Origin of the sequence: Sphingomonas sp., assembly GCA_019635535.1 — a bacterium.
Lineage (GTDB): Bacteria > Pseudomonadota > Alphaproteobacteria > Sphingomonadales > Sphingomonadaceae > Allosphingosinicella.
The window spans coordinates 2,291,366-2,317,406 of sequence record JAHBZH010000001.1 but is presented as its reverse complement, the minus strand read 5'-3'; the positions used below and the strand labels follow the sequence as shown (position 1 = coordinate 2,317,406).

Annotated in this window: 29 protein-coding genes; 15 read left to right on the top strand and 14 right to left on the bottom strand. The window is 68.8% G+C overall.

The window, feature by feature from the left end; all coding sequences use genetic code 11:
* Positions 1-2: 2 nt before the first annotated feature.
* Entirely contained in the window at positions 3-737 is a 735-nt protein-coding gene (gene aqpZ / locus KF780_11955) for an aquaporin Z (protein ID MBX3562512.1), read from the top strand.
* Here aqpZ and msrA read toward each other — a convergent pair whose 3' ends face one another.
* Together msrA and KF780_11945 are read right to left on the bottom strand one after the other, a co-directional pair.
* The gene (gene msrA, locus KF780_11950; protein ID MBX3562511.1) at positions 738-1,280 is read right to left on the bottom strand and encodes a peptide-methionine (S)-S-oxide reductase MsrA; all 543 of its coding nucleotides are present in this window, start codon (positions 1,278-1,280) and stop codon (positions 738-740) included.
* Positions 1,281-1,297: 17 nt separating this feature from the next.
* Positions 1,298-1,957 (bottom strand): response regulator transcription factor, encoded by a 660-nt coding sequence (locus tag KF780_11945; protein MBX3562510.1) that lies wholly within the window; start codon positions 1,955-1,957, stop codon positions 1,298-1,300.
* 265 nt (positions 1,958-2,222) lie between these two features.
* Between KF780_11945 and KF780_11940 the strand changes: the two genes are divergently transcribed.
* A complete protein-coding gene (locus KF780_11940) occupies positions 2,223-2,897 on the top strand; it encodes a murein L,D-transpeptidase catalytic domain family protein (protein ID MBX3562509.1) in 675 nt (224 codons plus the stop codon).
* Positions 2,898-3,276: 379 nt separating this feature from the next.
* On the opposite strand, the gene KF780_11935 is transcribed toward KF780_11940, so the two are convergent.
* Genes KF780_11935 through KF780_11925 form a run of 3 tightly spaced genes read right to left on the bottom strand, consistent with a single transcriptional unit; the run spans position 3,277 to position 6,228 of the window.
* A complete protein-coding gene (locus tag KF780_11935) occupies positions 3,277-4,512 on the bottom strand; it encodes a L,D-transpeptidase family protein (GenBank protein ID MBX3562508.1) in 1,236 nt (411 codons plus the stop codon).
* 40 nt (positions 4,513-4,552) lie between these two features.
* Complete coding sequence (locus KF780_11930) at positions 4,553-4,954, bottom strand: DUF4383 domain-containing protein (GenBank protein ID MBX3562507.1); 402 nt, start codon at positions 4,952-4,954, stop codon at positions 4,553-4,555.
* A complete protein-coding gene (locus KF780_11925; protein ID MBX3562506.1) occupies positions 4,951-6,228 on the bottom strand; it encodes a cation:dicarboxylase symporter family transporter in 1,278 nt (425 codons plus the stop codon). Before KF780_11925 ends, KF780_11930 begins: the two co-directional genes overlap by 4 nt.
* Positions 6,229-6,312: 84 nt before the next feature.
* Between KF780_11925 and KF780_11920 the strand changes: the two genes are divergently transcribed.
* The 6 genes from KF780_11920 (at position 6,313) to folP (ending at position 11,821) form a co-directional block, all read left to right on the top strand.
* On the top strand, positions 6,313-7,647 hold the full coding sequence (locus KF780_11920; protein MBX3562505.1) for a phosphoglucosamine mutase: 1,335 nt from the start codon (positions 6,313-6,315) through the stop codon (positions 7,645-7,647).
* Positions 7,647-7,871: a DUF1272 domain-containing protein gene (locus KF780_11915; GenBank protein ID MBX3562504.1), complete on the top strand. Its 225-nt coding sequence runs from the start codon at positions 7,647-7,649 to the stop codon at positions 7,869-7,871. The genes KF780_11920 and KF780_11915 overlap by 1 nt, the downstream gene beginning before the upstream one ends.
* Entirely contained in the window at positions 7,868-8,683 is an 816-nt protein-coding gene (gene thiD / locus KF780_11910; protein MBX3562503.1) for a bifunctional hydroxymethylpyrimidine kinase/phosphomethylpyrimidine kinase, read from the top strand. Before KF780_11915 ends, thiD begins: the two co-directional genes overlap by 4 nt.
* A 5-nt stretch (positions 8,684-8,688) precedes the next feature.
* Entirely contained in the window at positions 8,689-9,291 is a 603-nt protein-coding gene (locus tag KF780_11905) for a ribonuclease HII (GenBank protein ID MBX3562502.1), read from the top strand.
* 229 nt (positions 9,292-9,520) lie between these two features.
* Positions 9,521-10,648 (top strand): site-specific DNA-methyltransferase, encoded by a 1,128-nt coding sequence (locus KF780_11900; GenBank protein ID MBX3562501.1) that lies wholly within the window; start codon positions 9,521-9,523, stop codon positions 10,646-10,648.
* A 105-nt stretch (positions 10,649-10,753) separates the two neighbouring features.
* Positions 10,754-11,821 (top strand): dihydropteroate synthase, encoded by a 1,068-nt coding sequence (gene folP / locus KF780_11895; GenBank protein MBX3562500.1) that lies wholly within the window; start codon positions 10,754-10,756, stop codon positions 11,819-11,821.
* On the opposite strand, the gene KF780_11890 is transcribed toward folP, so the two are convergent.
* Positions 11,818-12,375 carry a hypothetical protein gene (locus KF780_11890; GenBank protein MBX3562499.1) on the bottom strand — a complete coding sequence of 186 codons (558 nt, stop codon included), beginning with the start codon at positions 12,373-12,375 and terminating at the stop codon, positions 11,818-11,820. The genes folP and KF780_11890 overlap by 4 nt on opposite strands.
* A gap of 91 nt (positions 12,376-12,466) precedes the next feature.
* On the opposite strand from KF780_11890, the gene KF780_11885 reads away from it, so the two are divergent.
* The gene (locus KF780_11885; GenBank protein ID MBX3562498.1) at positions 12,467-13,519 is read left to right on the top strand and encodes a transcriptional regulator; all 1,053 of its coding nucleotides are present in this window, start codon (positions 12,467-12,469) and stop codon (positions 13,517-13,519) included.
* Here the strand turns inward: KF780_11885 and KF780_11880 are convergent.
* From KF780_11880 to KF780_11855, 6 genes are all read right to left on the bottom strand, one after another.
* A complete protein-coding gene (locus KF780_11880; GenBank protein MBX3562497.1) occupies positions 13,516-13,893 on the bottom strand; it encodes a winged helix-turn-helix transcriptional regulator in 378 nt (125 codons plus the stop codon). The two genes, KF780_11885 and KF780_11880, sit on opposite strands and share 4 nt — an antisense overlap.
* Entirely contained in the window at positions 13,893-14,534 is a 642-nt protein-coding gene (locus tag KF780_11875; GenBank protein ID MBX3562496.1) for an SRPBCC family protein, read from the bottom strand. The genes KF780_11880 and KF780_11875 overlap by 1 nt, the downstream gene beginning before the upstream one ends.
* Before the next feature lie 67 nt (positions 14,535-14,601).
* The gene (locus KF780_11870; GenBank protein ID MBX3562495.1) at positions 14,602-14,961 is read right to left on the bottom strand and encodes a GFA family protein; all 360 of its coding nucleotides are present in this window, start codon (positions 14,959-14,961) and stop codon (positions 14,602-14,604) included.
* Positions 14,962-14,989: 28 nt separating this feature from the next.
* Positions 14,990-16,078, bottom strand: coding sequence for an alpha-hydroxy-acid oxidizing protein (locus KF780_11865; protein ID MBX3562494.1), 1,089 nt, complete (start codon positions 16,076-16,078; stop codon positions 14,990-14,992).
* Positions 16,079-16,085: 7 nt separating this feature from the next.
* Positions 16,086-16,751: a Fe2+-dependent dioxygenase gene (locus KF780_11860; protein ID MBX3562493.1), complete on the bottom strand. Its 666-nt coding sequence runs from the start codon at positions 16,749-16,751 to the stop codon at positions 16,086-16,088.
* A 61-nt stretch (positions 16,752-16,812) separates the two neighbouring features.
* Entirely contained in the window at positions 16,813-19,122 is a 2,310-nt protein-coding gene (locus tag KF780_11855) for a TonB-dependent siderophore receptor (protein ID MBX3562492.1), read from the bottom strand.
* Positions 19,123-19,551: 429 nt separating this feature from the next.
* Between KF780_11855 and KF780_11850 the strand changes: the two genes are divergently transcribed.
* Positions 19,552-19,911, top strand: coding sequence for an energy transducer TonB (locus KF780_11850; GenBank protein ID MBX3562491.1), 360 nt, complete (start codon positions 19,552-19,554; stop codon positions 19,909-19,911).
* 71 nt (positions 19,912-19,982) lie between these two features.
* Here the strand turns inward: KF780_11850 and KF780_11845 are convergent, their stop codons facing one another.
* Complete coding sequence (locus KF780_11845) at positions 19,983-20,738, bottom strand: SDR family oxidoreductase (GenBank protein MBX3562490.1); 756 nt, start codon at positions 20,736-20,738, stop codon at positions 19,983-19,985.
* 189 nt (positions 20,739-20,927) lie between these two features.
* Entirely contained in the window at positions 20,928-22,388 is a 1,461-nt protein-coding gene (locus KF780_11840) for a sigma-54-dependent Fis family transcriptional regulator (protein MBX3562489.1), read from the bottom strand.
* A gap of 144 nt (positions 22,389-22,532) precedes the next feature.
* On the opposite strand from KF780_11840, the gene KF780_11835 reads away from it, so the two are divergent.
* The 5 genes from KF780_11835 to KF780_11815 are packed head-to-tail and all read left to right on the top strand — an operon-like array spanning position 22,533 to position 25,988.
* On the top strand, positions 22,533-22,670 hold the full coding sequence (locus tag KF780_11835) for an aa3-type cytochrome c oxidase subunit IV (protein ID MBX3562488.1): 138 nt from the start codon (positions 22,533-22,535) through the stop codon (positions 22,668-22,670).
* A gap of 16 nt (positions 22,671-22,686) precedes the next feature.
* Positions 22,687-23,814: a Re/Si-specific NAD(P)(+) transhydrogenase subunit alpha gene (locus KF780_11830; GenBank protein MBX3562487.1), complete on the top strand. Its 1,128-nt coding sequence runs from the start codon at positions 22,687-22,689 to the stop codon at positions 23,812-23,814.
* Complete coding sequence (locus KF780_11825) at positions 23,811-24,233, top strand: hypothetical protein (GenBank protein ID MBX3562486.1); 423 nt, start codon at positions 23,811-23,813, stop codon at positions 24,231-24,233. Before KF780_11830 ends, KF780_11825 begins: the two co-directional genes overlap by 4 nt.
* Before the next feature lie 12 nt (positions 24,234-24,245).
* Positions 24,246-24,533, top strand: coding sequence for an NAD(P) transhydrogenase subunit alpha (locus KF780_11820; protein ID MBX3562485.1), 288 nt, complete (start codon positions 24,246-24,248; stop codon positions 24,531-24,533).
* Positions 24,534-24,575: 42 nt separating this feature from the next.
* A complete protein-coding gene (locus KF780_11815; protein MBX3562484.1) occupies positions 24,576-25,988 on the top strand; it encodes an NAD(P)(+) transhydrogenase (Re/Si-specific) subunit beta in 1,413 nt (470 codons plus the stop codon).
* The last annotated feature ends 53 nt before the right edge of the window (positions 25,989-26,041 follow it).

The window sequence follows — 26,041 nt, the reverse complement described above, 5'->3', positions numbered from 1 at the left end:
GGATGGGAGGGGGAATCATGCAGACCTGGCAAAAGCTGTCGGCCGAATTTCTCGGCACGTTCTGGCTCGTCTTCGGCGGCTGCGGCAGCGCCGTGCTGGCGGCGGGCTTCCCGGAGGTCGGCATCGGCCTGCTCGGCGTGTCGCTCGCCTTCGGCCTCACCGTGCTCACCATGGCCTATGCGATCGGCCATATTTCCGGCTGCCATCTCAACCCGGCGGTGACCTTCGGCCTGTGGGCCGGCGGCCGTTTCCCGGGGCGCGAGATACCTGGCTATGTGATCGCGCAGGTCGTCGGCGCGATCGTCGCGGCCTTCGTCCTCTACCAGATCGCCAGCGGCGCGCCGGGCTGGTCGCTCGACAGCGGGCTGGCGGCGAACGGCTATGGCGAGCATTCGCCGGGCGGCTTCGATATGCGCGCCGCCTGGATCGCCGAGATCCTGCTCACCTTCTTCTTCCTGCTGGTGATCATGGGGGCGACGCACGGCCGCGCGCCGGCGGGCTTCGCGCCGATCGCGATCGGTCTGGCGCTGACGCTCATCCACCTGATCAGCATCCCGGTCACCAACACCTCGGTCAATCCGGCGCGCAGCACGGGGCCGGCGCTGATCCAGGGCGGCTGGGCGCTCGAGCAGCTCTGGGTCTTCTGGGTTGCGCCGATCGTCGGCGGCATCATCGGCGGGGCGGCCTATCGCGCGCTGTCGCCCGATGCCAAGGCGCCGCCGGTCGAAGGGGAGTGATCAGGCGGGCTGCGTCTTCAGCCGTTCGGCGAAGCTCTTGCGGAGCTTCCGGAGCTTGGGGGGGATGACGGCGAGGCAATAGGGATTGCGCTGGCCTTCGCCCTCCCAATAATCCTGGTGATAGTCCTCCGCCGGATACCAGCCGGCGAGCGGTTCGATGGTCGTCACGATCGGCGCGGGCCAGTCCGGCTGGGCGCGGGCGATCGCCTCCTTGGCCGCGGCCTCCTGCTCGGGTGAATGGGGGAAGATGGCGGAGCGATATTGGGTGCCGACATCGTTGCCCTGCCGATTGAGCTGGGTCGGATCGTGAGTGGCGAAAAACATGTCGAGCAGGTCGTCATAGCTGACCTGACCGGAATCGTAGGTCAGCCGGATCGCCTCGGCATGGCCGGTGTCGCCGCCGCACACCTGCTTGTAGGTCGGGTTCGGGACATGGCCGCCGATATAGCCGCTTTCGACAGCCTCGACGCCCACCACGTCCTTGAACACCGCCTCGGTGCACCAGAAGCAGCCGCCCGCCAGCGTGGCCTGTTCGCTTGCCATTGTCTTGCCCTTTCCGGTCAGGCGACCCGGTCCGGCGTCGCCGCGGTCATTCCGGCCTCCAGCGCCAGGGTCAGCGCCTCGGCGAGATTGGCGACGGCGAGCCGGTCCATCATATTGCCCCGGTGCATCTCCACCGTGCGCAGGCTGATCCCGAGGCGTTCGGCGAGCTGCTTGTTCGACTCGCCGGCGAGCAGCCCCTCCAGCACCTCCGTCTCGCGCGCCGTGAGCTGATCTACCCGCTCGCGTGCGGCACGGCGACGGCGGCTCGCGGTCTCGCGCTCGTCGAGCAGGGCGAAGGCGGTGGACAGGCAACCGAGCAGCGCTTCTTCCGAAAAGGGCTTCTCGATGAAATCGACCGCACCCTGCTTCATCGCGCGTACCGCGGTCGGCACCTCGCCATAGCCGGTCATCACGATCACCGGCCAATCGACATTGCGACGGCCGAGCTCTGCCATCACCTGGAAGCCGTCCATGCGCGGCATCTTGAGATCGAGCAGGACGCAGCCGGGAATGAGATCGGGCAGGGCGTCGAGGAAATCGGCGCCGGAGCCGAACGGGTGGGAACGCGTGTCCGACGTGCCGAGCATGAAGCTCAATGAACGCCGCACGTCGCGGTCGTCGTCCACGACATAGACATAATAAGACTGCGCGGCCTGCTGATCGTGCGCCGGGACCATGGCTTCGCAAATGACTGTTTCGACAACAAAGAGCAAGATGCCGGCCGCGCGTTTCACCGACGAATCGCTTGATTCCCATCCCGAAAGTCATTCGCCGCGCTTCGGCCACGCTTCGTCGCCGCGGTGGACAGAGCATTAACCAGTAGGGCGCCAGGATGCGGCGAAACGCGGCGATGTCGCGGCGGACGGTTGAACCTTTCCATTCTACTCATTGAGAGGAAAGGGAAAACCCCATAGCTTCCGGAGCCGTGCGGGGAGGGAGTGAATGATTTTATCGCGTCGGCAGATGATCGAGGCAGGCGCCGCGGCCGGCGCTCTCTCGCTGCTCGGCGGCTCGCCGTTGCTCGCCGCCACGCTCGACCTCGACCGGCGCCGGCCGGACATGGCGATCGACCCCGCCGTCCGCCCGCGCGTGATGGTCGATCCCAGCCTCGATCCGCGCATCGTCACCCGCGCCCGCGCCGCCTTCGACCGCCACCGTTCGCAGATCGTGCACGGCGACGTGGTCGGCATCGCCGATTTCACCCGCTTCTCCAGCGAGCCGCGCTTCTACCTGCTCGACACCAATACCGGCGCCGTCACCCGCCATTTCGTGTCGCACGGGCGCGGCTCCGATCCGTCGCATACCGGCATGCTCCAGCATTTCTCCAACCGGATCGGATCGGAGGCGAGTTCCGACGGCGCCTATATCATCGGCAATTACTATCATGGCCGCTACGGTCGTTCGATGCGGGTGCGCGGGCTCGATCCCACCAACGACAATGCCGAGGCGCGGGCGATCGTCGTCCACACCGCCTGGTATGCCGAGCCCGAAGTGGTCGCCCAGCAGGGCCGGCTCGGCCGCAGCGAAGGCTGCTTCGCCTTTCCGCACCGGAGCCTCCAGGAAGTGATGGACCGGCTCGGTCCTGGCCATTTCCTTTACGCCGACCGCATTGCCTGAGGGTTCAAAAAACTCGCCAGGGATAGACGGGAGCGCCTGCTCTCGCGGCGATTCCCCTCTCTGTTAAGTTGACAAAGTTGTCAGGGTGGAGGGTGTTTCTCCGGGGGGTATCGACGCGCGCTTAACTTCAGCATCTTCACCCATATGCGCGTCGGTGTGCCGCCGAAATTCTTTCGCGCGAGACTGACGTTTCAAAGAGCCGGCGAGCCGGAGCCTAAACCCCGATTCGGGGCGAGCGTGACAGAGGATTTCCTACATTGGAAGCGGATGGCGGACGGTCCGCTTTCGACCCATTGTGGTCGTTCCTCCGCTCCCTGAAAGGGAGGGGAATGTAAGTCAGCAACCACCCCTAACGGACGCTAGCGCTCCGGAAGCCTTCTCAGTCCGCGCGCGCCACCTGCGGGCCGGCGCTGTTCAGGGCGCGGCGCACCGCGGCGTCCCGGCCGTAAATATCGGCGTAGGTGACGATGTTGCCGTCATTGGTCGCCGCCGCGGTGAAATAGGCGATGTAGGCGGGGATCGGGCGGTCGAGCGCCACCTGTTGCGTCCGGCCCGAGGCGATGGCGCCGTCGATCTCGGCGCGGCTCCACTGGCCGGAGGCGGCGAGCAGCTCGGCGGCGAAATCGCGGATGCCCTGGGTGCGGACGCAGCCATGGCTGAAGGCGCGCACCGGCCGGCTGAACAGCGCCTGGGCCGGCGTGTCGTGCAGGAAGATGGCGTGCTCGTTCGGCATCTCGATCTTCACCCGGCCGAGCGAATTGCCGGGGCCGGGGCGCTGGCGCGCCGTGATCGTGCCGCCGGTGCGCGTAACGACGTAGGAATCGTTGAAGCGGCCGCCCATCTCGCGGATGATGCTTTGCGGCACGGTCCACCAGGGATTGAGCGTCACCGCCGTCATGTTGGCGCTGAGCGACGGCGTCTGGGTGCGGCGCGCGCCGACCACGGTGCGGTGGCGCAGGGTGACACGGCCATTGTCGACGATCGCGGCGGTGAAGGCCGGCACATTGACCAGCACATGGCGCTCGCCGAGCGCGCGCGGCATCCAGCGCCAGCGCTCCATGTTGGCGCGGATCAGCTCGCGCCGCGCGGTCTCCTCCGCCGGCGTTACGGCCAGCGCGCGCTTCAGCATCGCATATTGCGGATGGGTGGGGTGGAGGCTGTCCAGCACGGCGGCGACGCCGCCCTGGCTGGCCTCGGCGAGCAGGAGCTGCTGCCGGTTCCCGTCGATCGCCGTGTCCGGCATATACCATTCGCCGCGCGCATTGCCGCGCACCGCGCCGCCGGACAGATCGGCGGCGAGGCGCAGGAAGAGCTGGCTCGCGGCCGGCGTGATCGCCGCGTCGTCGCCGGTGGCGAGCGCGGCGCGCAGCCGGTCCGGCGCGTAGGCGGCGGGATCGAGGCCCTCGGCGCCGATCCCCTCGGCATAGGCGATCAGCTCATCGACGGCGGCGCGCTGCCACAGGATCGGCGCGGGCTGAACCGGCTGATAATCGAGCCGGGGCGGCGGCACCTGGACGGGCACGGGTTGCTGGGTGACCGCCGCCTGGATGGCGCCGGGCATGGTCGGGGAGGCGAGAAGCACAATCATCGCCGAAAGCTTGAGCCCACTCTTCATGGGCCCCTCTTACTAAAAGCCGCGCGCGGAGGCCAGACGCCTATGCGGACACATGGTGAATCCAGCCGAACCAGGCGCTGGCGGCGGCCAGCAGCGCGTGGAGCCAGATGTCGTTGCCGTAGAGCGGCAGCAGATCGCCCGCCGCCGGCACGAAGCCGCCCAGCGTCAGCGCCGCGAAAATCCCGGTCATCGCCCGCGCGAACAGGATCGCGCCGCGCACCGAACGGGCGGCGAAAAGGCCCCACAGGCCGAGCAGGCCGTGCACGACATTGTCCGCCGTGTTGACCGGAAACAGGCCGAACAGCTGATCGTGCGGCGAATCGGCGGCGAGCGGGTGGATGTCGGCGCCGCTCCACAGCAGGAACGGCACGAAACCCAGCACCGCGCCGGCGACGAGCAGCCCGCCCAGGCCGGCGGCGAAGCCGCGCGTGCCCCGCCTCACGCACCTTCCTCGAGCAGCCGGTCCTCCCGGCTCGTCGCATCCTCCTCGTCGAAGCCGGAGCGCTTGGCGGCGGTGGCGGTGGCGGCGACGTCCATGCTGACATTGCCCAATGTGCGGATGATGTCGGGCAGCACCTCGACCGCGATCAGCAGCACGAGCGGCTCGATCGGGAGACCCATGGCGAGGCAGATCGGCGCGATCGAGGTGATGAAGCTGGCCTGGCCGGGGATGCCGGCGGCGGCCATGGTGGTGGTCGCCGCCGCCGCGACGCCGATCGCCATCTGCCCCGGCGTCAGCTCGATGCCGAACCAATAGGCGATGTAGATCGCCACCGCGAGGTTCATCGCGGGGCCTGTGGAGCGGAAGATCGCCACCGCCATCGGCAGCGCGACGCCCGAGGCGGCGACCGGTACGTCCAGCCTGTTCGCCGCGCGCAGCATGGCGGGCAGGCAGGCGAGCGAGGATTGGGTGCTGATCGCGATCGCCTGGGCCGGCGCGATCGCGCGGGTGAAGCGGATCGGCGAGATGCGCGCGCCGATCCAGGCCACCGGCCAGGCGGCGAGCCAGATCACCACGCCCACCGCCGAGACGATCACGACATAATGGAGCAGCGCCCCGAAGGCCGAGCCGCCGGCGCGCACGCCGACCACATAAGCGAGGGCGAAGACGCCGGCGGGCGCCACCCAAAGCACCCAGCCGATCACGACCAGCATCGTATCGGCGATCGCCTTGAAGAAACCGGTCAGCTTCTCGCGCGGCTCGGCCGGCAGGGTGGTCATCGCGAAGGCGAAGATCAGGGTGAAGAAGATCAGCGGCAGGATCGCGTCCTGCGCGGCCGCCGCGATCGGATTGGTCGGCACCAGCGAGCGCAGGAAATCGGCGAAGCCCGGCGCCGCGCCGGCCGGCCCGGCCGTAACCAGCGCATCGCGCAGGGCGCCGGCCGCGGCGACCGGCAGCGGGAACAGCTCGAGCAGCAGCGGGGTGAGCAGGGCCGAAGCGATCGAGGACAGCCAGAGCAGGGCGACGAACAGGATCATCGCGCGCGTCGCCAGCTTGCTCGCCCGCGCCGCCTGGGCCGAGGCGGCGATGCCGGTGATCAGCAGCGAGACGACGAGCGGCACGATCGTCATCTGCAGCGCGCTCAGCCAGAGACCGCCCAGAGGCTCGGCGATGGCGACGACCTGGTCGACCCAGCCGCCGCCGGTTGCGATGCTGGCGATGCCGAGCGCGATGCCCAGGGCCAGAGCGAGGAGAATCCGGGTGGGCGGCGACATTGCGATGTCTTAGCGGGGCGTTTCGAAGGGAGGAAGATTCACTTTTTGGTTGATTCTCGTCTTTTTGGCGCGAGTGAGGAAAGAATGACGCGAAACTATTTCGGCACGGACGGGATCCGCGGCCGCACCAACGAAATGCCGATGACCGCCGAGATGGCGCTGAAGGTCGGCCAGGCGGCGGGTGCCCATTTCCTGCGCGGCGATCATCGCCACCGGGTCGTGATCGGCAAGGACACGCGCCTCAGCGGCTACATGATGGAGACCGCCCTCGTCGCCGGCTTCACCAGCGTCGGCATGGACGTGGTGATGGTGGGTCCGGTGCCGACGCCGGCGGTCGCGATGCTGACCCAATCGATGCGCGCCGATCTCGGCGTGATGATCTCGGCCAGCCACAACAAGTTCGTCGACAACGGCATCAAGCTGTTCGGCCCGGACGGCTACAAATTGTCCGACGCGGACGAGGCGGCGATCGAGGCGCTGCTGGAGACGCCGCCCTTGCTGGCGCCGGCCGAGGCGATCGGCCGCGCCAAGCGGATCGAGGATGCGCGCGGGCGCTACATCCACGCCGCCAAGCTGACCTTCCCCTCCCATTTGCGGCTCGACGGGCTGAAGGTCGTGATCGATTGCGCGCACGGCGCCGCCTATCAGGTCGCGCCCTCGGCGCTGTGGGAGCTGGGCGCGGAGGTGACGGCGATCGGCGTCGCGCCCAACGGCGTGAACATCAATCACGAATGCGGATCGACCGATCTGGCGCTGCTGCGCCGGACGGTGACCGAAAGCGGCGCCGATATCGGCCTGGCGCTGGACGGCGACGCGGACCGGCTGATCGTGATCGACGAGAAGGGCGCGGCGGTGGACGGCGACCAGCTGATGGCGCTGATCGGGGCGTCCTGGCACCGGCGCGGGGCGCTGAAGGGCGGCGGCGTGGTCGCGACCGTGATGTCCAATCTCGGGCTGGAACGATATCTGGCCGGGCAGGGCCTGAAGCTGGAGCGCACCAAGGTCGGCGACCGCTATGTGCTGGAGCGGATGCGCGCGGGCGGGTTCAATGTCGGCGGCGAGCAATCCGGGCACATCATCCTCGCCGATCACGGCACGACCGGCGACGGGCTGGTCGCAGGCCTCCAGGTGCTGGCCGAGCTGATCCAGGCGGGGCGGCCGGCGAGCGCGGTGCTGAACCTGTTCGAGCCGCTGCCGCAGCTTCTGAAGAATGTCCGCTTCGCCGGCGGGGCGCCGCTGGAGACGACCGGAGTGAAGGCGGCGATCGCGGAGGGCGAGGCGCGGCTCGACGGGCGCGGCCGGCTGGTGATCCGCAAATCCGGCACCGAGCCCTTGATCCGGGTGATGGCCGAGGGCGACGACGAGGCGCTGGTCGCCGAAGTGGTCGATACGATCTGCGCGGCGGTGAGCGCGGCCTGATGCTGGAATTGCGGCCGGATTGCGAGCGGTGCGGTGCGGACCTGCCGCCCGAGGCCCAGGCCTGTATCTGCACGTTCGAATGCACATTCTGCGTCGATTGCGCCGAAGGTCCGCTTGGCGGAACCTGCCCCAATTGCGGCGGGAATTTCGAGCGGCGGCCGATCCGGCCCGCGCATCTGCTGGCGACATATCCGGCTTCGACGGAGCGGAAGGGACCGGCATGACGCCGCCGCGCGTGCTGATCATCGCCGGCTCCGACAGCGGCGGCGGGGCGGGCATCCAGGCGGACATCAAGGCCGTCACGATGCTTGGCGGCTTCGCGATGACCGCGATCACCGCGCTCACCGCGCAGAACACCTTGGGCGTCGAGGATGTCTTTCCGGTGCCGGAGGATTTCCTGCTGAAGCAGGTCAAGGCGGTGGACGGCGATCTCGGCATCGACGTTGTGAAGATCGGGATGCTGGCCACGCCGGAGCTGGCGCGCACGGTGGGCGGCCTGCTGAAATCGCGCTTCGCGAGAACGCCCGTTGTGCTTGACCCGGTAATGGTGGCGACGAGCGGCGACGCGCTCAACGACATCGGCACGATCGACGCGCTGCGCGAGATCGCACCGCATGCGACCGTCATTACGCCCAATATCCCCGAGCTTGGGGCGCTGGTCGGGACCAGCGTGACGGACGAAGCGGGCATGCGGGCCGCTGCGTTGACGCTTTCCCGCCAGAGCGGCCGCGCCGTGCTGGCCAAGGGGGGGCATTTGCCGGGCGACGAACTGGCCGATCTGCTTGCCCATCCGGACGGACGGGTGACGCGCTGGTCGGACAGCCGGATCGACACGAAGCATACGCACGGGACGGGCTGCACGCTGGCGAGCGCGCTGGCGGCGGGACTTGGCGCCGGGCTTTCGCTCGACGATGCCGTGGCGCGCGCCCGGGTCTATGTCCGCGCCGCGATCCTGGCCGCGCCGGGCTTCGGCCGGGGCAACGGCCCGATGGGACATGCGCTCGGCGTCGTGCCGTTCGACGCGATCAGGGGCTGACCGCCATGCCCCGGCCCTGCTTCAAGCTGGAGAAGGACCATCCCATGCCGCTCGCGGGGGTGGACGAGGCGGGGTGCGCGCCGCTGGCGGGGCCGGTGGTGGCCGCCGCCGTGATCCTGGACCGGGCGCGCTTTCCCCGGGGCATCGACGATTCCAAGGCGCTGAAGGCATCGGCGCGCGAGGCGATCTGCGCGAAGCTGAAGGCAGTCGCGGTCGTGGGCGTCGGCATGGCGAGCGTCGAGGAGATCGACGCGATCAACATCTTCCGGGCGCGGATGCTGGCGATGCAGCGCGCGGTGGACGCGCTGGGGGTCGATCCGGCGATGGTGCTGGTGGACGGCAATCGCTGCCCGGACTGGGGGCGGCCGAGCGTCGCCATCGTCGGCGGGGATGCGAAATGCCGATCGATCGCCGCCGCCTCGATCGTCGCCAAGGTGACGCGCGATGCGATCATGGCGGATCATGCGCGGCTTTATCCGGGTTACGGCTGGGAGACGAACCAGGGCTATCCGACCCCGGCGCACCAGCGCGCGCTGCGCGAGCTGGGGCCGACCCCGCTCCACCGCCGCAGCTTCGCGCCGGTGCGGCAACTGGTGCTGGGGCTGTAATTCCTACCCGGAACGGGGAGGAATTTTACGTTTGAGTCTTTCGGGCCACACCACCGCCGGTTGAGTCTTGCGCCAGCCGCCGGCCACAAGATGTTGCGGCAGACTCCTTTCGTTCCACCGGCCTCCATCCGTTCTTAAGCCTTGGCCGGTAAGTGTTTGAACTTGACCGGGGAGTCCCGGGGATTCAGCATGACCCTCTTTGGGTTCGAGGGGCGGCAAGATGAGCGTGATGGGGCGGATCGAGACGGTCGCGAAGGTGAAACGCAAGGCAGCCGCACCCGCGCCCGAGCTGCCGTTGAACACGATCATCCAGGCCGATTGCGTGGCGGCGATGGCGCGGCTGCCGGACGCATCGGTCGACATGATCTTCGCCGATCCGCCCTACAATCTTCAGCTCGGCGGCGATCTGTTCCGGCCGGAGGGCAGCCGGGTCGATGCGGTGGACGACGATTGGGACAAGTTCGACACGTTCGAGGCCTATGACCGGTTCACCCGCGCCTGGCTCACGGAAGCGCGGCGCATCCTGAAGCCCAACGGCACGCTCTGGGTGATCGGCTCCTACCACAACATCTTCCGCGTCGGCGCGGCGCTCCAGGACGCGGGCTACTGGATTTTGAACGACATCATCTGGCGCAAGTCCAACCCGATGCCGAACTTCCGCGGCACCCGCTTCACCAATGCGCACGAGACCCTGATCTGGGCGAGCCGCAGCGAGGACAGCCGCTACACCTTCAACTATCGCGCGATGAAGGCGCTCAACGACGAGCTGCAGATGCGTTCCGACTGGGTGATCCCGATCTGCGCGGGGGGCGAGCGCGCCAAGGACGGGGCCGGGGCGAAGGCCCATCCGACGCAGAAGCCGGAAGCCCTGCTCTACCGCGTGCTGCTCGCCTGCACGAACAAGGGCGACGTCGTGCTCGATCCCTTTTTCGGCACCGGCACGACGGGCGCGGTCGCGCGACGGCTGGGGCGCGACTGGATCGGGATCGAGCGGGAGAGCCGGTACATCAAGGTGGCGCGGGCGCGGATCGATTCCACCTTGCCGCTCGACGAGAGCGCGATGAAGGTGATGGCCTCGCGCGCCAGCCAGCCCAAGGTGCCGTTCGGCGCGCTGATCGAAAGCGGCCTGATCGCGCCGGGCACGATGGTGACGGACACCAAGCGGCGCTGGAGCGCGCGGGTGCTGGCCGATGCGACGATCGAACATGACGGGGAGCAGGGTTCGATCCACAAGATCGGCGCGAGCGTGCAGGGCGCGCCGAGCTGCAACGGCTGGACCTTCTGGCACATCGAGCATGAGGGCAAGACGGTGCCGCTCGACGCGATCCGGCAGCACTATCTGGCGGCGCTCGGTTAGAAACCTCACCCGCTCGGGCTGAGCTTGTCGAAGCCCTGTACTTTCTTTCAGCCGTGGAGAAGGGAAGGACAGCCCTTCGACAGGCTCAGGGCGAACGGAGTGGTGATGACTTCTCGCATTTATCTCCGACCCACCGGCTTCGTCGATGCGCCGTTCGGGCATGACGGCAAGGTCGCGCGGCTGGCCGGCGGGCTGCTGTGGTTCTCGATGGTCGAGATCGTCGGTCCCGGCGGCGCCGAACTGGTGCCGGTCGAGGGGATCGAGGCGCGGCTGGGGCCGGCGGAACAGGCGGTGTGGGCCAACCTGACCGGCCCGCGCGCGCCGCTGACGCTCGGTGAGCGGGTGATCCGGCTCGATCAGCCGCAGGCGGTGGGCATCCTCAACGTCACGCCCGACAGCTTTTCGGACGGCGGCGCGCATGGCGATGCGCTGGCGGCGATCGCGGCCGGGCATGAGATGAATTCGGCCGGCGCGGCGATGATCGACGTGGGCGGCGAATCCACCCGGCCGGGCGCTAAGCCGGTCTGGGAAGGCGACGAGATCGCGCGGATCGAGCCGGTGGTGCGGGCGCTCGCCGCATCGGGCGCGGCGGTCTCGGTCGATACGCGCAAGGCGGCGGTGATGGAGGCGGCGCTGGCGGCCGGTGCGGGGCTGGTCAACGACGTGTCGGGGCTGAGCTGGGATCCGCGCGCGATGGAGGTCGTGGCGGCGGCGGGCTGTCCGGTCGTGCTGATGCATCACAAGGGCGATCCCGAGACGATGCAGGACGATCCGCGTTATGACCGGCCGGTTCTCCTCGAAGTCTATGACTGGCTGGCCGGGCGGATCGAGGCGGCGGTCGCGGCGGGGATCGCGCGCGAGCGGATCATCGTCGATCCCGGCTTCGGCTTCGGCAAGAGCGTGCAGCACAATCTCCAGTTGATGAACGGGCTGGCGATGCTGCACGGGCTGGGCTGCCCGCTGATGCTGGGCGCGAGCCGCAAGCGGACGATCGGCGCGCTGTCGAACGAGGCGCCGGCGGACCAAAGGCTGGCCGGATCGCTGGCGCTGGCGCTGAAGGGCGCCGGGCAGGGCGCACAATTGCTGCGCGTCCATGACGTGCCGGAAACGCTGCAGGCGCTGCGCGTCTGGCGGGGCCTGCGCGATACCGCATTGACCCCGCCGTCCGCTTAGGCGTCCCGCGCCGCCTGAAAGAACAGGCCGCCGGCGAGCACCCAGAGGGCGACGAAGAAGCCGTTCAGGATCAGGATGCCGACCGGGCCCGGCGGCTCGCTAGCGCCGAGACCGGCGATCAGCGCGATCAGGGCAACGAGCCCTTGCGCGCCCGCCGTGGCGAAGAAGGCGCGGGCCATGCCGGTCGGGCGGAAGCGGGCGATCAGCGCGCCGGCGAAGGCCACGAGCAGGACGCCCGCATACATGAGGTTGGCCGGATTGTTCTCGTCGCCGATCATCCCGACCGCCGCGTTGATCCAGAAGAGCAGGAAGGTCGTGACCACCGCGAGACAGACGCCCGCGCGATAGAAGCCGTTGGTCGTCGTCCGCGCCGCCAGCTCGATCGCGCCGCAGACCATGGCGAGCAATGTCCCGATGATCAGGAAATCCGCCAGATCCCATTTGACCTCGTCGGTGAACCGCATCGCGACCGCCGGGAGCAGCAGCAGGACCGCCGCGATCCCCCAGGGGAGGAGCCGCCACCAGCTCCATGTCCGAACGCCTTCACTTGCCATGACCTTGTCTCCATGCATGAATGAGCATGGCCGACAGCATGGCGCGGCGGCCGGTGAGCGGCATGAGCAAGATCTGAGGTTGTGCTGAAAAATGACGTCGGGCCGCTTTCGCTTCGGTGATTTCGAGCTGGATGCCGCCGATCGGCTGCTGCGGCGGGACGGCGTGCCGGTGGAAGTGAGCGCGCGCTATCTGGATGCGCTGGCGCTGATGGTCGGCGAAGCGGGGCGGCTGGTCACCAAGGACCGGTTCATGGACGAAGTGTGGCGCGGCGTGCCGGTGACCGACGAGGCGCTGACCCAGGGCATTCGTGCGCTGCGCCGCGCGCTCGGCGACGATGCCGCGCGGCCGCGCTTCATCGAGACGGTGCCCAAGCACGGCTATCGCTTCATCGCGCCGGTCGAGGCGGCGGAGGGGGAGGGCGTGGCGCCCGCGCAGAGGGTGGCGTTAGCGTCGGCGGTGCCTTGGCGGCATGTCCTGCTGATCGGCGCGGCGGGCGCGATCGGCGGGGCGCTGGCGGGGATCGTCGGCGGATTGTTCTACGGATTCATCGGCGCGGGGCCGGGCATGGGCGCGGCATCGGTGCTGGTCGTCCTGCTGTGCGTGAACGTGATGCTCGGGCTGATTGGCGGGGCCGGTGTCGGGTTCGGGATCGGCGCGGCGCATGCGTTTTCGGGGCGGTTCGGGCCCTGGTGCGTGGCGGGCGGCGCGGGCGGCGGGATCGTCGTCGGCGCGGTGGCGAAACTGCTCGGGCTCGACGCGTTCGAGCTGCTGCTGGGGCGATCGCCGGGCGACATGACGGGCGCGGCGGAAGGGGCCTTGCTCGGCGGCGCGGTGGGGCTCGGCGTGTGGCTGGGCGCGCGATTTTCGCCGCGACGGGGTGCGGCGACCTCGGCGCTGGCGGGCGGCGCGGCGGGGATCGCGATCCCGCTGCTCGGCGGACGGCTGATGGGCGGGAGCCTCGATCTGCTTGCCGGGGTCTTCCAGGACTCGCGCCTCAGGATCGACCAGATCGGCGCTTTGTTCGGCGAGGCGGGCTTCGGCCCGATGAGCCAAGCCGCGACCGGCGCGCTGGAAGGGCTGGTGTTCGGCGGCGTGGTCGGCGGCGCGCTGCTGCTGGCGCGGCGGAGTTTGGACAGGCCCTAACCCGCCTTGCGCGTTTCCGTTTCCTCCGGGCCCGCTTTCCCCGCCGCGAGCCTGCGCGTGCGCTTGCCGCGGGCGATTTCGGTGGCGAGCGCGTCGAGCTTCGTGTCCCAAAACAGGCGGAAATGATCGAGCCAGGCATCGACCTGCCGGAGCGGGCCGGGGTCGAGCGCGTAGAGGCGGCGCTGCGCATCGGCGCGGACGGTGGCGAAGCCGCTCTCGCGCAGCACCTTCAGATGCTGGGAGATCGCCGGCTGGCTGATGGCGAATTCGCGCCCGACGATCCCGACGATCTCGCCCGACGCGCGCTCCCCCTCGGCCAGCAGCTCCAGGATGCGGCGGCGGACGGGATCGCCGAGGACGTCGAAGGGGTGCATCAGCCGCCCGTGTAGAAGCTGGTGGTGGCGTCGCGGGCCTTGGCGGCAGCCTCCGCGTCGGTGCCGAGCGCGATCGAGGCGTCGTGCCAGCCGGCGCTGCTGCCGGCGACGAAGGACTTGTATGCGTCGGTCTTCACCCATTCGGTGTCGGTCTCGGGCGGCTTGTCCCAGCCTTTCTCCAGATGCCAGGCGAGGCCGAGGAAGGAGAGATCCCAGCCGACACCGCCCGCGCCGGGGCCGAACTGGTCCCAGAATTTCAGATATTCGTCGTCGAGGATGGCGATGTGGCGCAGCTCGAGCCGGGTCGTGCCGCCCGGCTCCTCCAGGAGATCGACCTCGACCCAGCTCACATTGCCGGCGAATTCCCAGGTGAGCGCCAGCCGGCGCGGCGGCTCGCAGCGCTCGACCGTGCCCGAGGCATTGCCCTCGACCCGATAGCGTCCGCCGAGGCGCAAATCGCCGGTGACGGGCGAGAACCAGCGCGGCAGCCGCTCGGCGCTGGTCACCGCGTCCCAGGTGTCGTCGATGCCGGTCGCGAAGCTGCGGCTGGCGGTGACGACGTGCGTCGGCTTGCCGTCGCGCTCGCCCATCGTGACGCCGCGCCGGACGGCGCCGATCTCATGCGCGATATCGAAGTCCATGATGCTCTCCCGATTCGTGATGCCGGGAGCTTTATATAAATATCAGCTTATATAAGTCCAGCCCGGCTTATTGCGGGCCCGGGACCAGATGCGCACCGTCGAACGGCTGGATGTCGAGCGTGTCGAGATCGACCTCGGTGCAGCGCAGGTTGATCGCCATCACCGGGCCGTCCGGGCTCTCGCCTTCGCCGAACGGGGCGCAACCGCATGTGCTGCAGAACTGGAAGGCGATCTTGCCGGTGTTCCAGCGATAGGCGGTGAGGGCATCGCGCGGGGTGTCGAGCGTCACCTTCGCGGCGCTGGTGAAATGGTGGAGCGCGCCGCGCCGGCGGCAGATCGAGCAATTGCAGTCCATCGCCTTTTCGGGCGCATCCTCATCGACCGTGAAGGCGATCGCGCCGCAATGGCAGCTTCCCGTGAACGACATCACTGTTCTCCTTCTGTTCGACGAAGATCTACCGCCGGACGAGAAACGATTCAATCTCCGCGAGGGTCGCGCAGCCGGTGGCGATCATCGTCGCCTCCAGCTCGGCGCGCAGCAGGTGGATGACATGGGCGACGCCCGGCGCCCCGGCGGCGGCGAGCGCGAGCATGTAGAGGCGGCCGACCAGCACCGCATCGGCGCCGAGCGCCAGCGCCCGGAAGATGTCGCCACCGCAGCGGATGCCGCCGTCGAGAAGGACGGGGACGCGCCGGGCCACAGCTTCGGCGATGCCGGGCAGGGCCTCGATCGCCGCCGGCTGCCCGTCGAGGATGCGGCCGCCATGATTGGAGACGATGACGCCGTCCAGCCCTTCGTCGATCGCGCGGGCGGCGTCTTCGGGCGTCATCACGCCTTTCAGCAGGATGGGAAGGGGCGTGAGGCCGCGCAGCCAGGCGATATCGGCCCAGGTCGGCGCGGCGGCGACGAGATCGCTGCCGAAAAGAGGCGGCTGGCCCGGTGCGCCATGATGGGGCGGGAGCGGGCGCATGCCTTCAAGGTTCACCGGCACCACGCCGCCGGGCAAGGCGAGGCCGGCGCGCAGGGCGCCGACCGGGGCGTCGGCGGTGAGGACCAGCGCCTGGTAGCCGGCGGCCTCGGCGCGGCCGACGAGGGCGACGGTGAACTCGCGGTCGGGCTGGAGGTAGAGCTGGAACCAGAGGTTCGCGCCCGGCTGGGCGGCGATGTCCTCGATCCGGTGATTGGCCTGCGTGCTCACCACCATCGGCGCGCCCATCGCGGCGGCGGCGGCGGCGGTCGCCATCTCACCGTCGGGATGGAACAGCCTGTGACTGGCGATGGGGGCGAGGAGGATCGGATGGTCGAGCGCCCGCCCGAACAGCTCCAGCCGGGTATGCGCGGCGGACATGTCGCGCAGCAGGCGGGTGGTCAGCAGCAGGTCGTCATAGGCCTCGGCATTGCGCCGGGCGGTGCGGCCGTCGCCCGCGCCGCCGGTGAGCCAGGTCCAGGCCGCATCGTCCATCCGCTCGCGCGCATAAGGCGCGTAATCGGCCGGCGTCGCGATCTCCGGCGGAATCCGAGTGAGCGTGTCGCGCGGGGCCATGCGCGGCTCAGACCTCGGCCCAGTCGCGCAGCAGATTGTGGTAGAGGCCGGTCAGGCGGACGATCGAAGGGTGGTCCGGATGATCGATCCTGAGCGCCTGGATCGATTCGTCGAGATCGAACAGCATCGCGCGGCGATGACCGTCGCGGACCATCGACTGGACCCAGAAGAAGGCGGCGATCCGCGCGCCTTTCGTCACCGGCGTGACATGGTGGAGCGTGCTCGCCGGGTAGAGAACGAGATGGCCGACCGGAAGCTTGACGCGCTGGCCGCCGCTGACCAGCTCGCCGCCCTCATACTCGTCGGGATCGCTGAGGAAGAGGGTGGCGGAGAGGTCGGAGCGGATATGGGCGCGCGTGCCGGGCACGGCGAAGATCGCATTGTCGATATGCTCGCCATAGGCGCCGCCGCCCCGGTAGCGGTTGAAGCGCGGGCGCAGGATTTTGAGCGGCAAGGCGGCGGCGATGAAGCGGGGGCTCTGGCCGAGCCGGGCGAGGACCAGATCGGCCAGCTCGTTCGCCATCGGATCGTCGTCGGCGAGCTGCTCGTTCGCCTTGGCCTGGACGGCGAGATGGCCGGCGGTGGCGCGACCGTCCAGCCATGCCGCGACCGCCAGCTTGTCGCGGCAGGCGCGGGCCTCTTCGGGCGTCAGGATGTCGGCGATCCGGATCATGTCGCCGCGCATGATGCCGGATGCGGGGCGGCGTGGAAAGCCGCCCCGCATCCGCGCGGCATCAGAAGCGGAAGCCGGCGCTGACCAGGAAGGTCCGCGGCGCGCCGAGCGAAGCGCGGGTGCCGGGCCAGTTGGTGCTGATCGCATATTGCTCGTTGAACAGGTTATCGACGTTCAGGCGAAGGTCGATGTTCGGCGTCAGCTCGTAGGAGATGAGTGCGTTGACGAGCGTGTAGCTCGGCAGCTTGCCGAACTGGCCGTTGGGGATGAAGCGGATCGCGTCGTCCGGCCGGCCGAGATAGGACGAACCGACATGCTGCAACCCGCCGCCGACGGTGAGGCCGAACGGGAAGCGGTAGGTCGTCCACAGGTTCGCCGTGAAGTTCGGCGTGAAGGCCAGCCGATCGCCATCCACCGTGGTGAACGTGCCATAGTCGCCCGGGTTGGCGAGGCGGCGGGCTTCGTTCAGCTCGGCGCTGATCTGGCGTTCGCTGTCCATGATGAGGGCGCCGGCGAAGATCTGCCATTCCGGCGTGAGCTGGCCGGTGATGCCGAGCTCGACGCCCTGGACGATCTGCCGGTGATAGCCCTGCAGGCTGTCCGCCGTGTCCCCGGGCTGGCGGCCGACCACGGGCACGCGGCGCTTTTCGGTGCGGAAGCCGGCGATGCTGGTCGACAGCGCGCCGTCCATGAAGTTCCAGCGCACGCCGATCTCGTAATTGTCCGAACGGACGGCGCGGGCGCCGGGGACGAAGCCGGGGAAAGCGTTGTCGCCGGTGCGCGAAATGTCCGGGTTGGACAGGAACGAGCCGGGCGACTGGGCCGAGGTGCCCCAGGAGACGTAGATCGAGCCGTCCGGCGCGGGCTTGTAGACGAGGCCGAGGCGGCCCGACCAGGAGAAGCGCGAATCGTCATAGCCATCCACGGCGCCGGTGCCGACGCCGGCGATGTCGGTGCTGACGATCTCGACATCGTAATTCTCGCCGCGGATGCCGCCGGTGATCTGGAACTGCTCCGAAAGCTCGATCGTGTCGAACAGGTAGAAGGCGATCGTGTCGATATCGACCTCGTTGAACTGCGTCGGCGCCAGCGCCGGGGCGGGCACGCGGTTCGGATCGGGGTTGAAGAGATCGTTGCCGGTCTGGTTCGCGGTGCCGTAGCGGCTGGCGTTCGAACGCTCCCGGGTGAACTCCAGGCCCGCCGACAAGGTGTGCGCCACCGCGCCGGTGTTGAACGACGCCCGCAGGTTGGTGAGATTGGTGAGCGTCTCGTTGTCGCGCTCGTAAAATTGGGTCTGGCTGTTCACCGTCAGCGTCGCCGGCACGAACGCGGTCGGCACGGTGTAGCGCGCGAAGCGATCGACCTGCGCCCAGCGGGTCTGGTTGCTGAGCGTGATGCCCGGCGCTGCATCATATTCCACGCGGAAGAGCACGGCATCGGTGTCGACATCGTCGAAATCGCTGGCGAGGCCGTAGAAATTGTCGCGATCGACGCCGTCGGTGAGCGGGTTGTAGGTGATGAGGCCCGGAATGGACGCGCCCGGTACGCCCCAGTCGGGAATGTCGTCGCCGGAGGTGTGCTCGTAGCTCAGATAGGCGCGCAGCGGACCATTGAGGCCGACCGCGATGGACGGCGCAATGCCCCACAGATTGCGCTCGGCCACGTCGCGGCCCGCGACGCCGCTGCGCTCGCCGACCGCGTTGAGGCGGATCGCGATGCCGTCGGAGACGACCTGGTTGACATCGACGGTGCCGCGCAGCCGGGCGCGGGTGCCGTATTGGTCGAAACCGAAGGCGAGGTTGCCGCCGATGAAGCTTTCCAGCGTCGGAACCTTGGTGACGAGGTTGACATAGCCGCCTGCGCCGCCGCGCCCGTTGTCGGACGAGGCGCCCTTGAACACTTCGACCTGCTCGATGTTGAAGACATCGCGCGAATAGGCGCCCGAATCGCGGGTGCCGTCGATGAAGATGTTGCCGCTGGTGTCGAAGCCGCGCAGCTGGAAATTGCTGGTCGAGGTGGCGAAGCCGTTCTCGCCGGCGTTGAAGCTGATGCCGGGCGTGTTGCGCAGCACCTCGGTGAGGTTGGTGGCGCCGCGCTCGCGGATGATCTCCTGCGGGATGACGCTGACCGTCTGCGGCGTGTTGACGAGCTCGGCGGTCTGCTTGTCCGACGAGGTCTCGGCGCGGTTGTAGCTGTCGTCGATCGCCGTGTCGGTCACGGTGACGCGGCCGAGGCGGGTCGCGCCCTGGTCGTCGCCGGTCTGCTGGGCGACCGCGACGCCCGGCACGACCAGGAAGCCGATGCAGGAGGCGGCCAGGAAGGACGGCGCGGCGCGGCCGCGACGCGGCGAAGTATCGATCAGGTTGGTCATGTGCCCCGCTCTTCTTTTTATTGATAATGATTAGCAACAGCGCCCTTGCCCGCTCGCGCCTCCAGCGTCAACCCTTTCCTTCGCACTGCAGCGAAGCCTTGCCAAACGGGTCCGGGCGGGGCATCGGGCGCTGATGCAAGGCATTCGCAATAATCGAGCGCGGCCTCCGGCCCGCTGATCGCGATGGGGCGGCCCGCGAACCTTCCGGCCCTCGTGGTCGTGCTCGTCCTGCATGGCGTGGCGCTCGTCGGCCTGTTCGCCGCGCTCGATATCCGCATCCTGCCGCAACGCGACGCCCCGTTGCTCGTCACATTGATGCCGGAAATGGCGCCGCCCCCGCCGGTGGAGGTGCCGCCGCCGCCCCGGGCCGCGCCGCCGCCCGTGCGGATCGAAACCTCCCGCCAGATCGTGAACCTGCCCGCGCCGGTGATGGTCGTGCCGCCGCCGGAGGAGCCCGTCGCCGTCGCGCCTCCGGCGCCGCCCGCCCCGCCGGCTCCGCCCGCGCCCATCACCCCGCCAGTCTTCGACGCCGCCTATCTCAACAATCCGGCACCCGCTTATCCGATGGAGTCGCGCCGCGCGCGCGAAGAGGGCGAGGTCGTGCTGATGGTGATGGTGAGCGAGCAGGGACGGGCGACGTCGGTCAGCGTGCACCAGAGCAGCGGCCATGCCCGGCTGGACCGCGCGGCGGCCGCGGCGGTGCGCCGCTGGCGCTTCGTGCCGGCGCAGCAGAACGGCCAGCCGCGCGCCGCGCGCGTGCTGGTGCCGATTGGTTTCTTCCTGTCCTGAGGCGGGATCTGAAGTCTGTCTCAGCAAGGCTGAAACAGAGACGGTGCGGATCAGCGTAGCTGAAAACGACCTTACTTGGCGTAGCCGCCGTCGCTGACCAGGCAGGCGCCGGTGATGAAGGCGGCGTCGTCCGACAACAGGAAGGCGATCTGGCCGGCGATCTCCTCCGGCCTGGCGTAGCGCCCCATCGGCGTCGCCATCGCGGCGAGGGCTTCGAATGCCGCCGCTTCGCCGCCCTTGCGCGCGGCCAGGTCCTGAAAGAAGGGCTGGCCGCTCCAGATCGGCGTCTCCACCCCGCCCGGCGCGATTGCGTTGACGCGGATGGCAGGCGCGCCTTCCTGCGCGGCGATCTTCGCGAGGTGGATGAGCGCCGCCTTGGACGCGCCATAGGCGCCGATGCCGGGCTCCGCCTTCAGGCCGGCGACCGAGGCGGTGAGCACGATCGCGCCGCCGCCTGTGGCGCGGATCGCGCGCATCCCCGCGCGCAGCGTCAGGAAGGCGCCGTCGAGATTGACCGCCATCACCTTGCGCCAGTCGTCGAACTCCGTCTGCTCCACCGGCCCGCCGGCGGCGATTCCCGCATTGACGACGGCATGGGTGAGGCCGGTGAGATCGAGCTCGTCCCAGAAGGCCTCGTCCGCGACATCGCCGATCCGGACGTCGCGCTCGCAGGGCAAGGTGAAGGCGAAATCGCGCAGGCGGGTCTCGTCAAGGTCGACGAGGATCAGTTTTTTGGCGCCGGCCTCGGCCAGCGCTGCGGCAGTCGCCGCTCCGATACCGGAGGCGCCGCCGGTGACGAGGGCGACGGCATTGGAAAGATCGGGCATATGCCCGCTTAGCAGATCGCATCCGATAAAAGGAAGTTGGGGTCATTCCTCCAACACCGTTCGGGCTGAGCTTGTCGAAGCCCTGCCCTTCTTTTCTGAAAGGGAGAAAAATAGGGCTTCGACAAGCTCAGCCCGAACGGAACGGGTGGGGGGCTAAACCGGAATGCTCTAAGGTGGGGGCGGCCGCGTCTACGCCGCGATGTCCCCGATGCCCAGCTCGCCGAGCTTGCGGTACAGCGTGGAGCGCCCGATCCCCAGCCGCCGCGCCACTTCGGTCATGCGGCCGCGATAATGGCCGATGGCGAGGCGGATCACGTCCGCCTCGATCGCTTCGAGCGAGCGCAGATGGCCGTCGGAATCGTAAAGCGTGACGCCCGGACCGTGCGCCAGCGCGGCGGTGGCGGACTGGCCGCTCAGCGGCTTGGCGTGATAATCGTCGGCGCGCCGACCGAAGCTCGCCTCGGTCGCGATGTGCGGGAAATCGGCGCCGGTGAGCGCGTCGCCCTCGCACAGGACGGCGGCACGGAACAAAGCGTTCTGGAGCTGGCGGACATTGCCCGGCCAGCCATAGGACATCAGGACCGCCAGCGCGTCGTCGGTGATGGAGAGCGGCCGCATGCCCGGCTGGTCGGCGATCCGGGCCAGCAGATGGCGGGCGAGGGCGGGAATGTCGCTGGCGCGGTCGCGCAGCGGCGGCACCGGCACATGGACGACATTGAGCCGATAATAGAGATCCTCGCGGAAGCGGCCGCCGGCGACCTCGTCGGCAAGGCGCCGGTTGGTCGCCGCGATGATCCGCACGTCCACCGTCTGGGTCACGCGGCTGCCGACGCGCTGGAACTCGCCGGCCTCGATCACGCGCAGCAGCCGGACCTGGGTGTCGAGCGGCAACTCGCCGACCTCGTCGAGGAAGAGGGTGGCCCCATCGGCATCCTCAAACCGTCCGATATGGCGGTCGAAGGCGCCGGTGAACGCGCCCTTCTCGTGCCCGAACAGCACCGAATCGACCAGATTTTCCGGGATCGCGCCGCAATTGACGACGTGAAGCTGCTTCTTGCCGCGCGGGGAGGCGGCGTGGATCGCCTGGGCGATGATCTCCTTGCCCGCGCCGCTCTCGCCCTCGATCAGCACCGAGACGCGGGCGCGCGCCGCCTTGGCCGCGACCGCGAGCGCCGCGCGGAACTTGGGGGCGGAGCCGACGATCTCGTCGAAGCCCAGGCTCTTGGCGATCTTCTCGGACAGCGGCCGCAGTTCGCCCGCCGACCTGCGTCGGTCGGTCGCGGTGTTGAGCGCGGCGAGCAGCCGGTCGGGCGCGACCGGCTTGACCAGGAAATCGTTGGCGCCCGCGCGCATCGCCTCGACCGCGATGTCGACGCTGGTCTGCGCGGTGAGGACGAGCAGCGGCAGCTCCGGCTTCAGCGCGCGGATCTGGCGGATCAGCTCCGCGCCTTCCTCGCCTGGCAGCCAGTGATCGACCAGGATGGCATCGAACTTCGGCTCCTGCGGGTCCGCGAACATCGCTCGCGCCGCATCGACGTCGTTCGCGCCGCGCACCCACCAGCCGGCGCGCGCGCCGATCGCGGTGATCAGCCGCCGCTGGGCGGGCTCGTCGTCGATCAGCAACAGGCAACGGGTCGGGTCCGGTCGCATCGCTTCCCTCTATATGCTTGAAGGATGCGCCTAACCCGGATTGGGTAAAGGCGGGCTTAAAGACGTGCCCGTCGCATCCTTGCCGCTTGCCCTTTCGGCGGCCATTGCTAAACAAGGCGCCGAACAGGGATACGAGGAGCGAGCATGGCTGCGGACGTCGATACCGCCAGGCAGACCAAGGCCCATGAGGAGACCTACGGGTTCTTCACCGGCCTGATGAAATGGGGGACCATCATCAGCGCCATCGTCGCGGTGATCGTCGTCCTGATCATCGCGAACTGAGCCGGGACCGCGGGGGGTGAAAATCGCGGTTCTCAAGGAAGGCGAAGCCGGCGAGCGCCGGACCGCCGCAACGCCGGAAACGGTCAAGAAATATATCGCGCTGGGCGCCAGCGTCGCCGTCGAGGCGGGCGCCGGCGAAGGCGCGAGCATCGCCGACGGCGATTATGTCGCGGCGGGCGCCGTCGTGGGGCCGCGCGGCGAGGTGCTGAAAAACGCCGACATCGTCCTGGCCGTGCAGGGGCCGGAGCCGGACGCGCTAAAGGGCGCGAAGAAAGGCGCGCTGCTGGTCGGCGCGCTCAATCCGTTCGGCAAGCGCGAGCGGGTCGATGCCTATGCCAAGGCTGGATACGAGACGATCGCGATGGAGTTCCTGCCGCGCATCACCCGGGCGCAGAGCATGGACATGCTCTCCAGCCAGGCCAATCTTGCCGGCTACAAGGCGGTGCTGGACGCGGCGGCCGAATATGGCCGGGCCTTTCCGATGATGATGACGGCGGCGGGCACGGTCTCGGCCGCCAAATTGTTCGTCATGGGCGTCGGCGTCGCCGGCCTGCAGGCGATCGCGACCGGGCGGCGGCTCGGCGCGCAGGTCTCCGCCACCGACGTGCGCGCGGCGACGAAAGAGCAGATCCAGAGCTTGGGCGCCAAGGCGATCTTCGTCGAGACGGTCGCCGGCATCGAGGGAGAGGGTACGGGCGGCTATGCCACCGAAATGTCCGACGAATACAAGGCGGCGCAGGCGGAGCTGGTCTCGTCCCACATCGCCAAGCAGGACATCGTCATCACCACCGCCTTGATCCCCGGGCGTCCCGCGCCGCGGCTGATCACGGACGCGCAGATCGCGACGATGCGGCCGGGCAGCGTGATCGTCGATCTCGCCGTCGAGCAGGGCGGCAATGTCGAAGGCGCGGTCGCCGGCGAAGTGGTCGAAAAACATGGCGTCAAGATCGTCGGGCACAAGAACGTGCCGAGCCGGCTCGCGGCCGATACCTCGGCGCTCTATTCGCGCAACCTCTTCAACCTGCTCTCCGCCTTCTGGGACGCCGAGACCAAGGCCCTGGTCCTGCCCGACGACGACGAGATCGTGCAGGGCGCGCGGCTGACCAAGGGCGGCACGGTGGTGAGCGAAAGGCTGCTGGGGTGAGCACGGGCGCCGCCGCCAGCGTCTCCCGTTTCTCGCCGCTGCTGCTCGCGCTGACCTTGCCCGTGCTGGCGGGCTGCGCGGACGGATCTCTGGGCGGCCCGGGGACGGGGTGGAGCCGGGCGCCGGACCTTTCCGTTTATGCCTCGATGAATCTCTATGGCCGGACGGCGCGCGAGCAGTCGATGCTGTGCGGCGGCTTCAGCCCGGCCAGCGTGCGCGCGCACTGGGAGCGCGATTTCGGCGCGCGCGAATCCGCCGTCGCGGCGCGGCTGATCGCCCGCCACGGCGCCGACGCGGTGCGGGGCGCCGAAGTGGATGCCGGGCGCAGCGTGGATTGTCCGGAGGTGCCGGACCTGCACTGGCGTCATCAACATGCCCGCCTGCTGCGGCTGCTCGAAATGCGGCTGGGTTTGGCCTGAGGGGGAAGCGCAGTGGACTTCATCACCATCCTGTCGATCTTCGTGCTGTCCTGCTTCGTCGGCTATTATGTCGTCTGGTCGGTGACGCCGGCGCTGCACACGCCGCTGATGAGCGTCACCAACGCCATTTCATCGGTGATCATCGTCGGCGCGCTGATCGCGGCGATGGCGGGGGGCAGCCCGAGCGCGAAATGGCTGGGGCTGGCGGCGATCGTGATGGCGAGCGTCAACATCTTCGGCGGCTTCGCCGTCACGGCGCGGATGCTCGCCATGTACAAGAAGAAGGAGCGCAAGGGGTGAGGGGGACGAACCGCCTGATGCGCGAAGGGGGAAATACCGGCCATGCATGAGACCGCCGTTTTGCCCGCCTGGGTGATGCTCGCCTATCTGGTGGCGGGCGTCTGCTTCATCCTCGCGCTGCGCGGGCTGTCCAGCCCGGAAAGCTCGCGCGCCGGCAACCGCTTCGGCATGATCGGCATGGCGATCGCGGTGGGCGTCACGCTGGCGACGCACGAGATCGCCGGCCTGTGGGAGATCGCCGCCGCCATCGCGATCGGCGGCGCCATCGGCCTCGTCACTGCGCGACGCATCGCGATGACGGCGATGCCGCAGCTCGTCGCCGCCTTCCACAGCCTGGTCGGCCTCGCCGCCGTGGCGGTGGCGGCGGCCGCGTTCCTCAATCCCATCGCCTTCGGCATCGCCGACGCGGCCGGTACGATCTTCCCGGTCAGCCGGGTCGAGATGGGGCTGGGCTCGGCGATCGGCGCGATCACCTTCTCCGGATCGGTGATCGCCTTCCTCAAATTGAACGGCAACATGTCGGGCAAGCCGATCATCCTGCCGCTCAGGCATGTCATCAATCTCGGCACGCTGGCCGCGATCCTCGGCCTCACCGCCTATTTCACGCAGGACCAGAGCCCCTGGATCTTCTGGACGCTCACCGGCCTCGCCTTCGCGATCGGCTTCCTGCTGATCATCCCGATCGGCGGCGCGGACATGCCGGTCGTCGTCTCGATGCTGAACAGCTATTCGGGCTGGGCCGCCGCCGCGATGGGCTTCACGCTGCAGAACAGCGCGATGATCATCACCGGCGCGCTGGTCGGCTCCTCCGGCGCGATCCTCTCCTACATCATGTGCCGGGCGATGAACCGCAACTTCATCTCCGTCATCGCCGGCGGCTTCGGCGGCGGCGAGACGGCGGCGGGCGCGGCCGAGGCGATCGACCGGCCGTGGAAGCGCGGCTCCGCCGAGGACGCCGCCTTCCTGATGAAGCAGGCCGAGCTGGTCGTGATCGCGCCCGGCTACGGCATGGCGGTTGCCCAGGCGCAGCATGCGCTGCGCGAGATGGCCGATCTGCTGAAGCATGAGGGCGTGAACGTCAAATATGCGATCCACCCGGTCGCGGGCCGCATGCCGGGCCATATGAACGTCCTGCTTGCCGAGGCGAACGTGCCCTATGACGAGGTGTTCGAGCTGGAGGACATCAACTCCGATTTCAGCCGGGCCGACGTCGCTTTCGTGATCGGTGCCAACGACGTGACCAATCCGGCGGCCAAGACCGACAAGTCCTCGCCGATCTACGGTATGCCGGTGCTCGACGTGGAGAAAGCCAAGACGGTGCTGTTCGTGAAGCGCTCGATGGGCGGCGTCGGTTATGCCGGCGTCGATAACGAGCTTTTCTACCGCGACAACACGATGATGCTGCTCGCCGACGCCAAGAAGATGGTCGAGGAGATCGTCAAGGCGATGGGCTAGGTCCGCGAACGGTCCGAACTTCATCCGAAACGGACGGGGTTGCGCGACAGAAG

Bases quoted from the DNA above. Each gene is read 5' to 3' on its own strand.
- aqpZ (MBX3562512.1), top strand. From the start codon at position 3: ATGGGAGGGGGAATCATGCAGACCTGGCAAAAGCTGTCGGCCGAATTT.
- msrA (MBX3562511.1), bottom strand. From the start codon at position 1,280: ATGGCAAGCGAACAGGCCACGCTGGCGGGCGGCTGCTTCTGGTGCACC.
- KF780_11945 (MBX3562510.1), bottom strand. From the start codon at position 1,957: ATGGTCCCGGCGCACGATCAGCAGGCCGCGCAGTCTTATTATGTCTAT.
- KF780_11940 (MBX3562509.1), top strand. From the start codon at position 2,223: ATGATTTTATCGCGTCGGCAGATGATCGAGGCAGGCGCCGCGGCCGGC.
- KF780_11935 (MBX3562508.1), bottom strand. From the start codon at position 4,512: ATGAAGAGTGGGCTCAAGCTTTCGGCGATGATTGTGCTTCTCGCCTCC.
- KF780_11925 (MBX3562506.1), bottom strand. From the start codon at position 6,228: ATGTCGCCGCCCACCCGGATTCTCCTCGCTCTGGCCCTGGGCATCGCG.
- KF780_11920 (MBX3562505.1), top strand. From the start codon at position 6,313: ATGACGCGAAACTATTTCGGCACGGACGGGATCCGCGGCCGCACCAAC.
- KF780_11915 (MBX3562504.1), top strand. From the start codon at position 7,647: ATGCTGGAATTGCGGCCGGATTGCGAGCGGTGCGGTGCGGACCTGCCG.
- thiD (MBX3562503.1), top strand. From the start codon at position 7,868: ATGACGCCGCCGCGCGTGCTGATCATCGCCGGCTCCGACAGCGGCGGC.
- KF780_11905 (MBX3562502.1), top strand. From the start codon at position 8,689: ATGCCCCGGCCCTGCTTCAAGCTGGAGAAGGACCATCCCATGCCGCTC.
- KF780_11900 (MBX3562501.1), top strand. From the start codon at position 9,521: ATGGGGCGGATCGAGACGGTCGCGAAGGTGAAACGCAAGGCAGCCGCA.
- folP (MBX3562500.1), top strand. From the start codon at position 10,754: ATGACTTCTCGCATTTATCTCCGACCCACCGGCTTCGTCGATGCGCCG.
- KF780_11890 (MBX3562499.1), bottom strand. From the start codon at position 12,375: ATGGCAAGTGAAGGCGTTCGGACATGGAGCTGGTGGCGGCTCCTCCCC.
- KF780_11885 (MBX3562498.1), top strand. From the start codon at position 12,467: ATGACGTCGGGCCGCTTTCGCTTCGGTGATTTCGAGCTGGATGCCGCC.
- KF780_11880 (MBX3562497.1), bottom strand. From the start codon at position 13,893: ATGCACCCCTTCGACGTCCTCGGCGATCCCGTCCGCCGCCGCATCCTG.
- KF780_11875 (MBX3562496.1), bottom strand. From the start codon at position 14,534: ATGGACTTCGATATCGCGCATGAGATCGGCGCCGTCCGGCGCGGCGTC.
- KF780_11870 (MBX3562495.1), bottom strand. From the start codon at position 14,961: ATGTCGTTCACGGGAAGCTGCCATTGCGGCGCGATCGCCTTCACGGTC.
- KF780_11865 (MBX3562494.1), bottom strand. From the start codon at position 16,078: ATGGCCCCGCGCGACACGCTCACTCGGATTCCGCCGGAGATCGCGACG.
- KF780_11860 (MBX3562493.1), bottom strand. From the start codon at position 16,751: ATGATCCGGATCGCCGACATCCTGACGCCCGAAGAGGCCCGCGCCTGC.
- KF780_11855 (MBX3562492.1), bottom strand. From the start codon at position 19,122: ATGACCAACCTGATCGATACTTCGCCGCGTCGCGGCCGCGCCGCGCCG.
- KF780_11850 (MBX3562491.1), top strand. From the start codon at position 19,552: ATGGTCGTGCCGCCGCCGGAGGAGCCCGTCGCCGTCGCGCCTCCGGCG.
- KF780_11845 (MBX3562490.1), bottom strand. From the start codon at position 20,738: ATGCCCGATCTTTCCAATGCCGTCGCCCTCGTCACCGGCGGCGCCTCC.
- KF780_11840 (MBX3562489.1), bottom strand. From the start codon at position 22,388: ATGCGACCGGACCCGACCCGTTGCCTGTTGCTGATCGACGACGAGCCC.
- KF780_11835 (MBX3562488.1), top strand. From the start codon at position 22,533: ATGGCTGCGGACGTCGATACCGCCAGGCAGACCAAGGCCCATGAGGAG.
- KF780_11815 (MBX3562484.1), top strand. From the start codon at position 24,576: ATGCATGAGACCGCCGTTTTGCCCGCCTGGGTGATGCTCGCCTATCTG.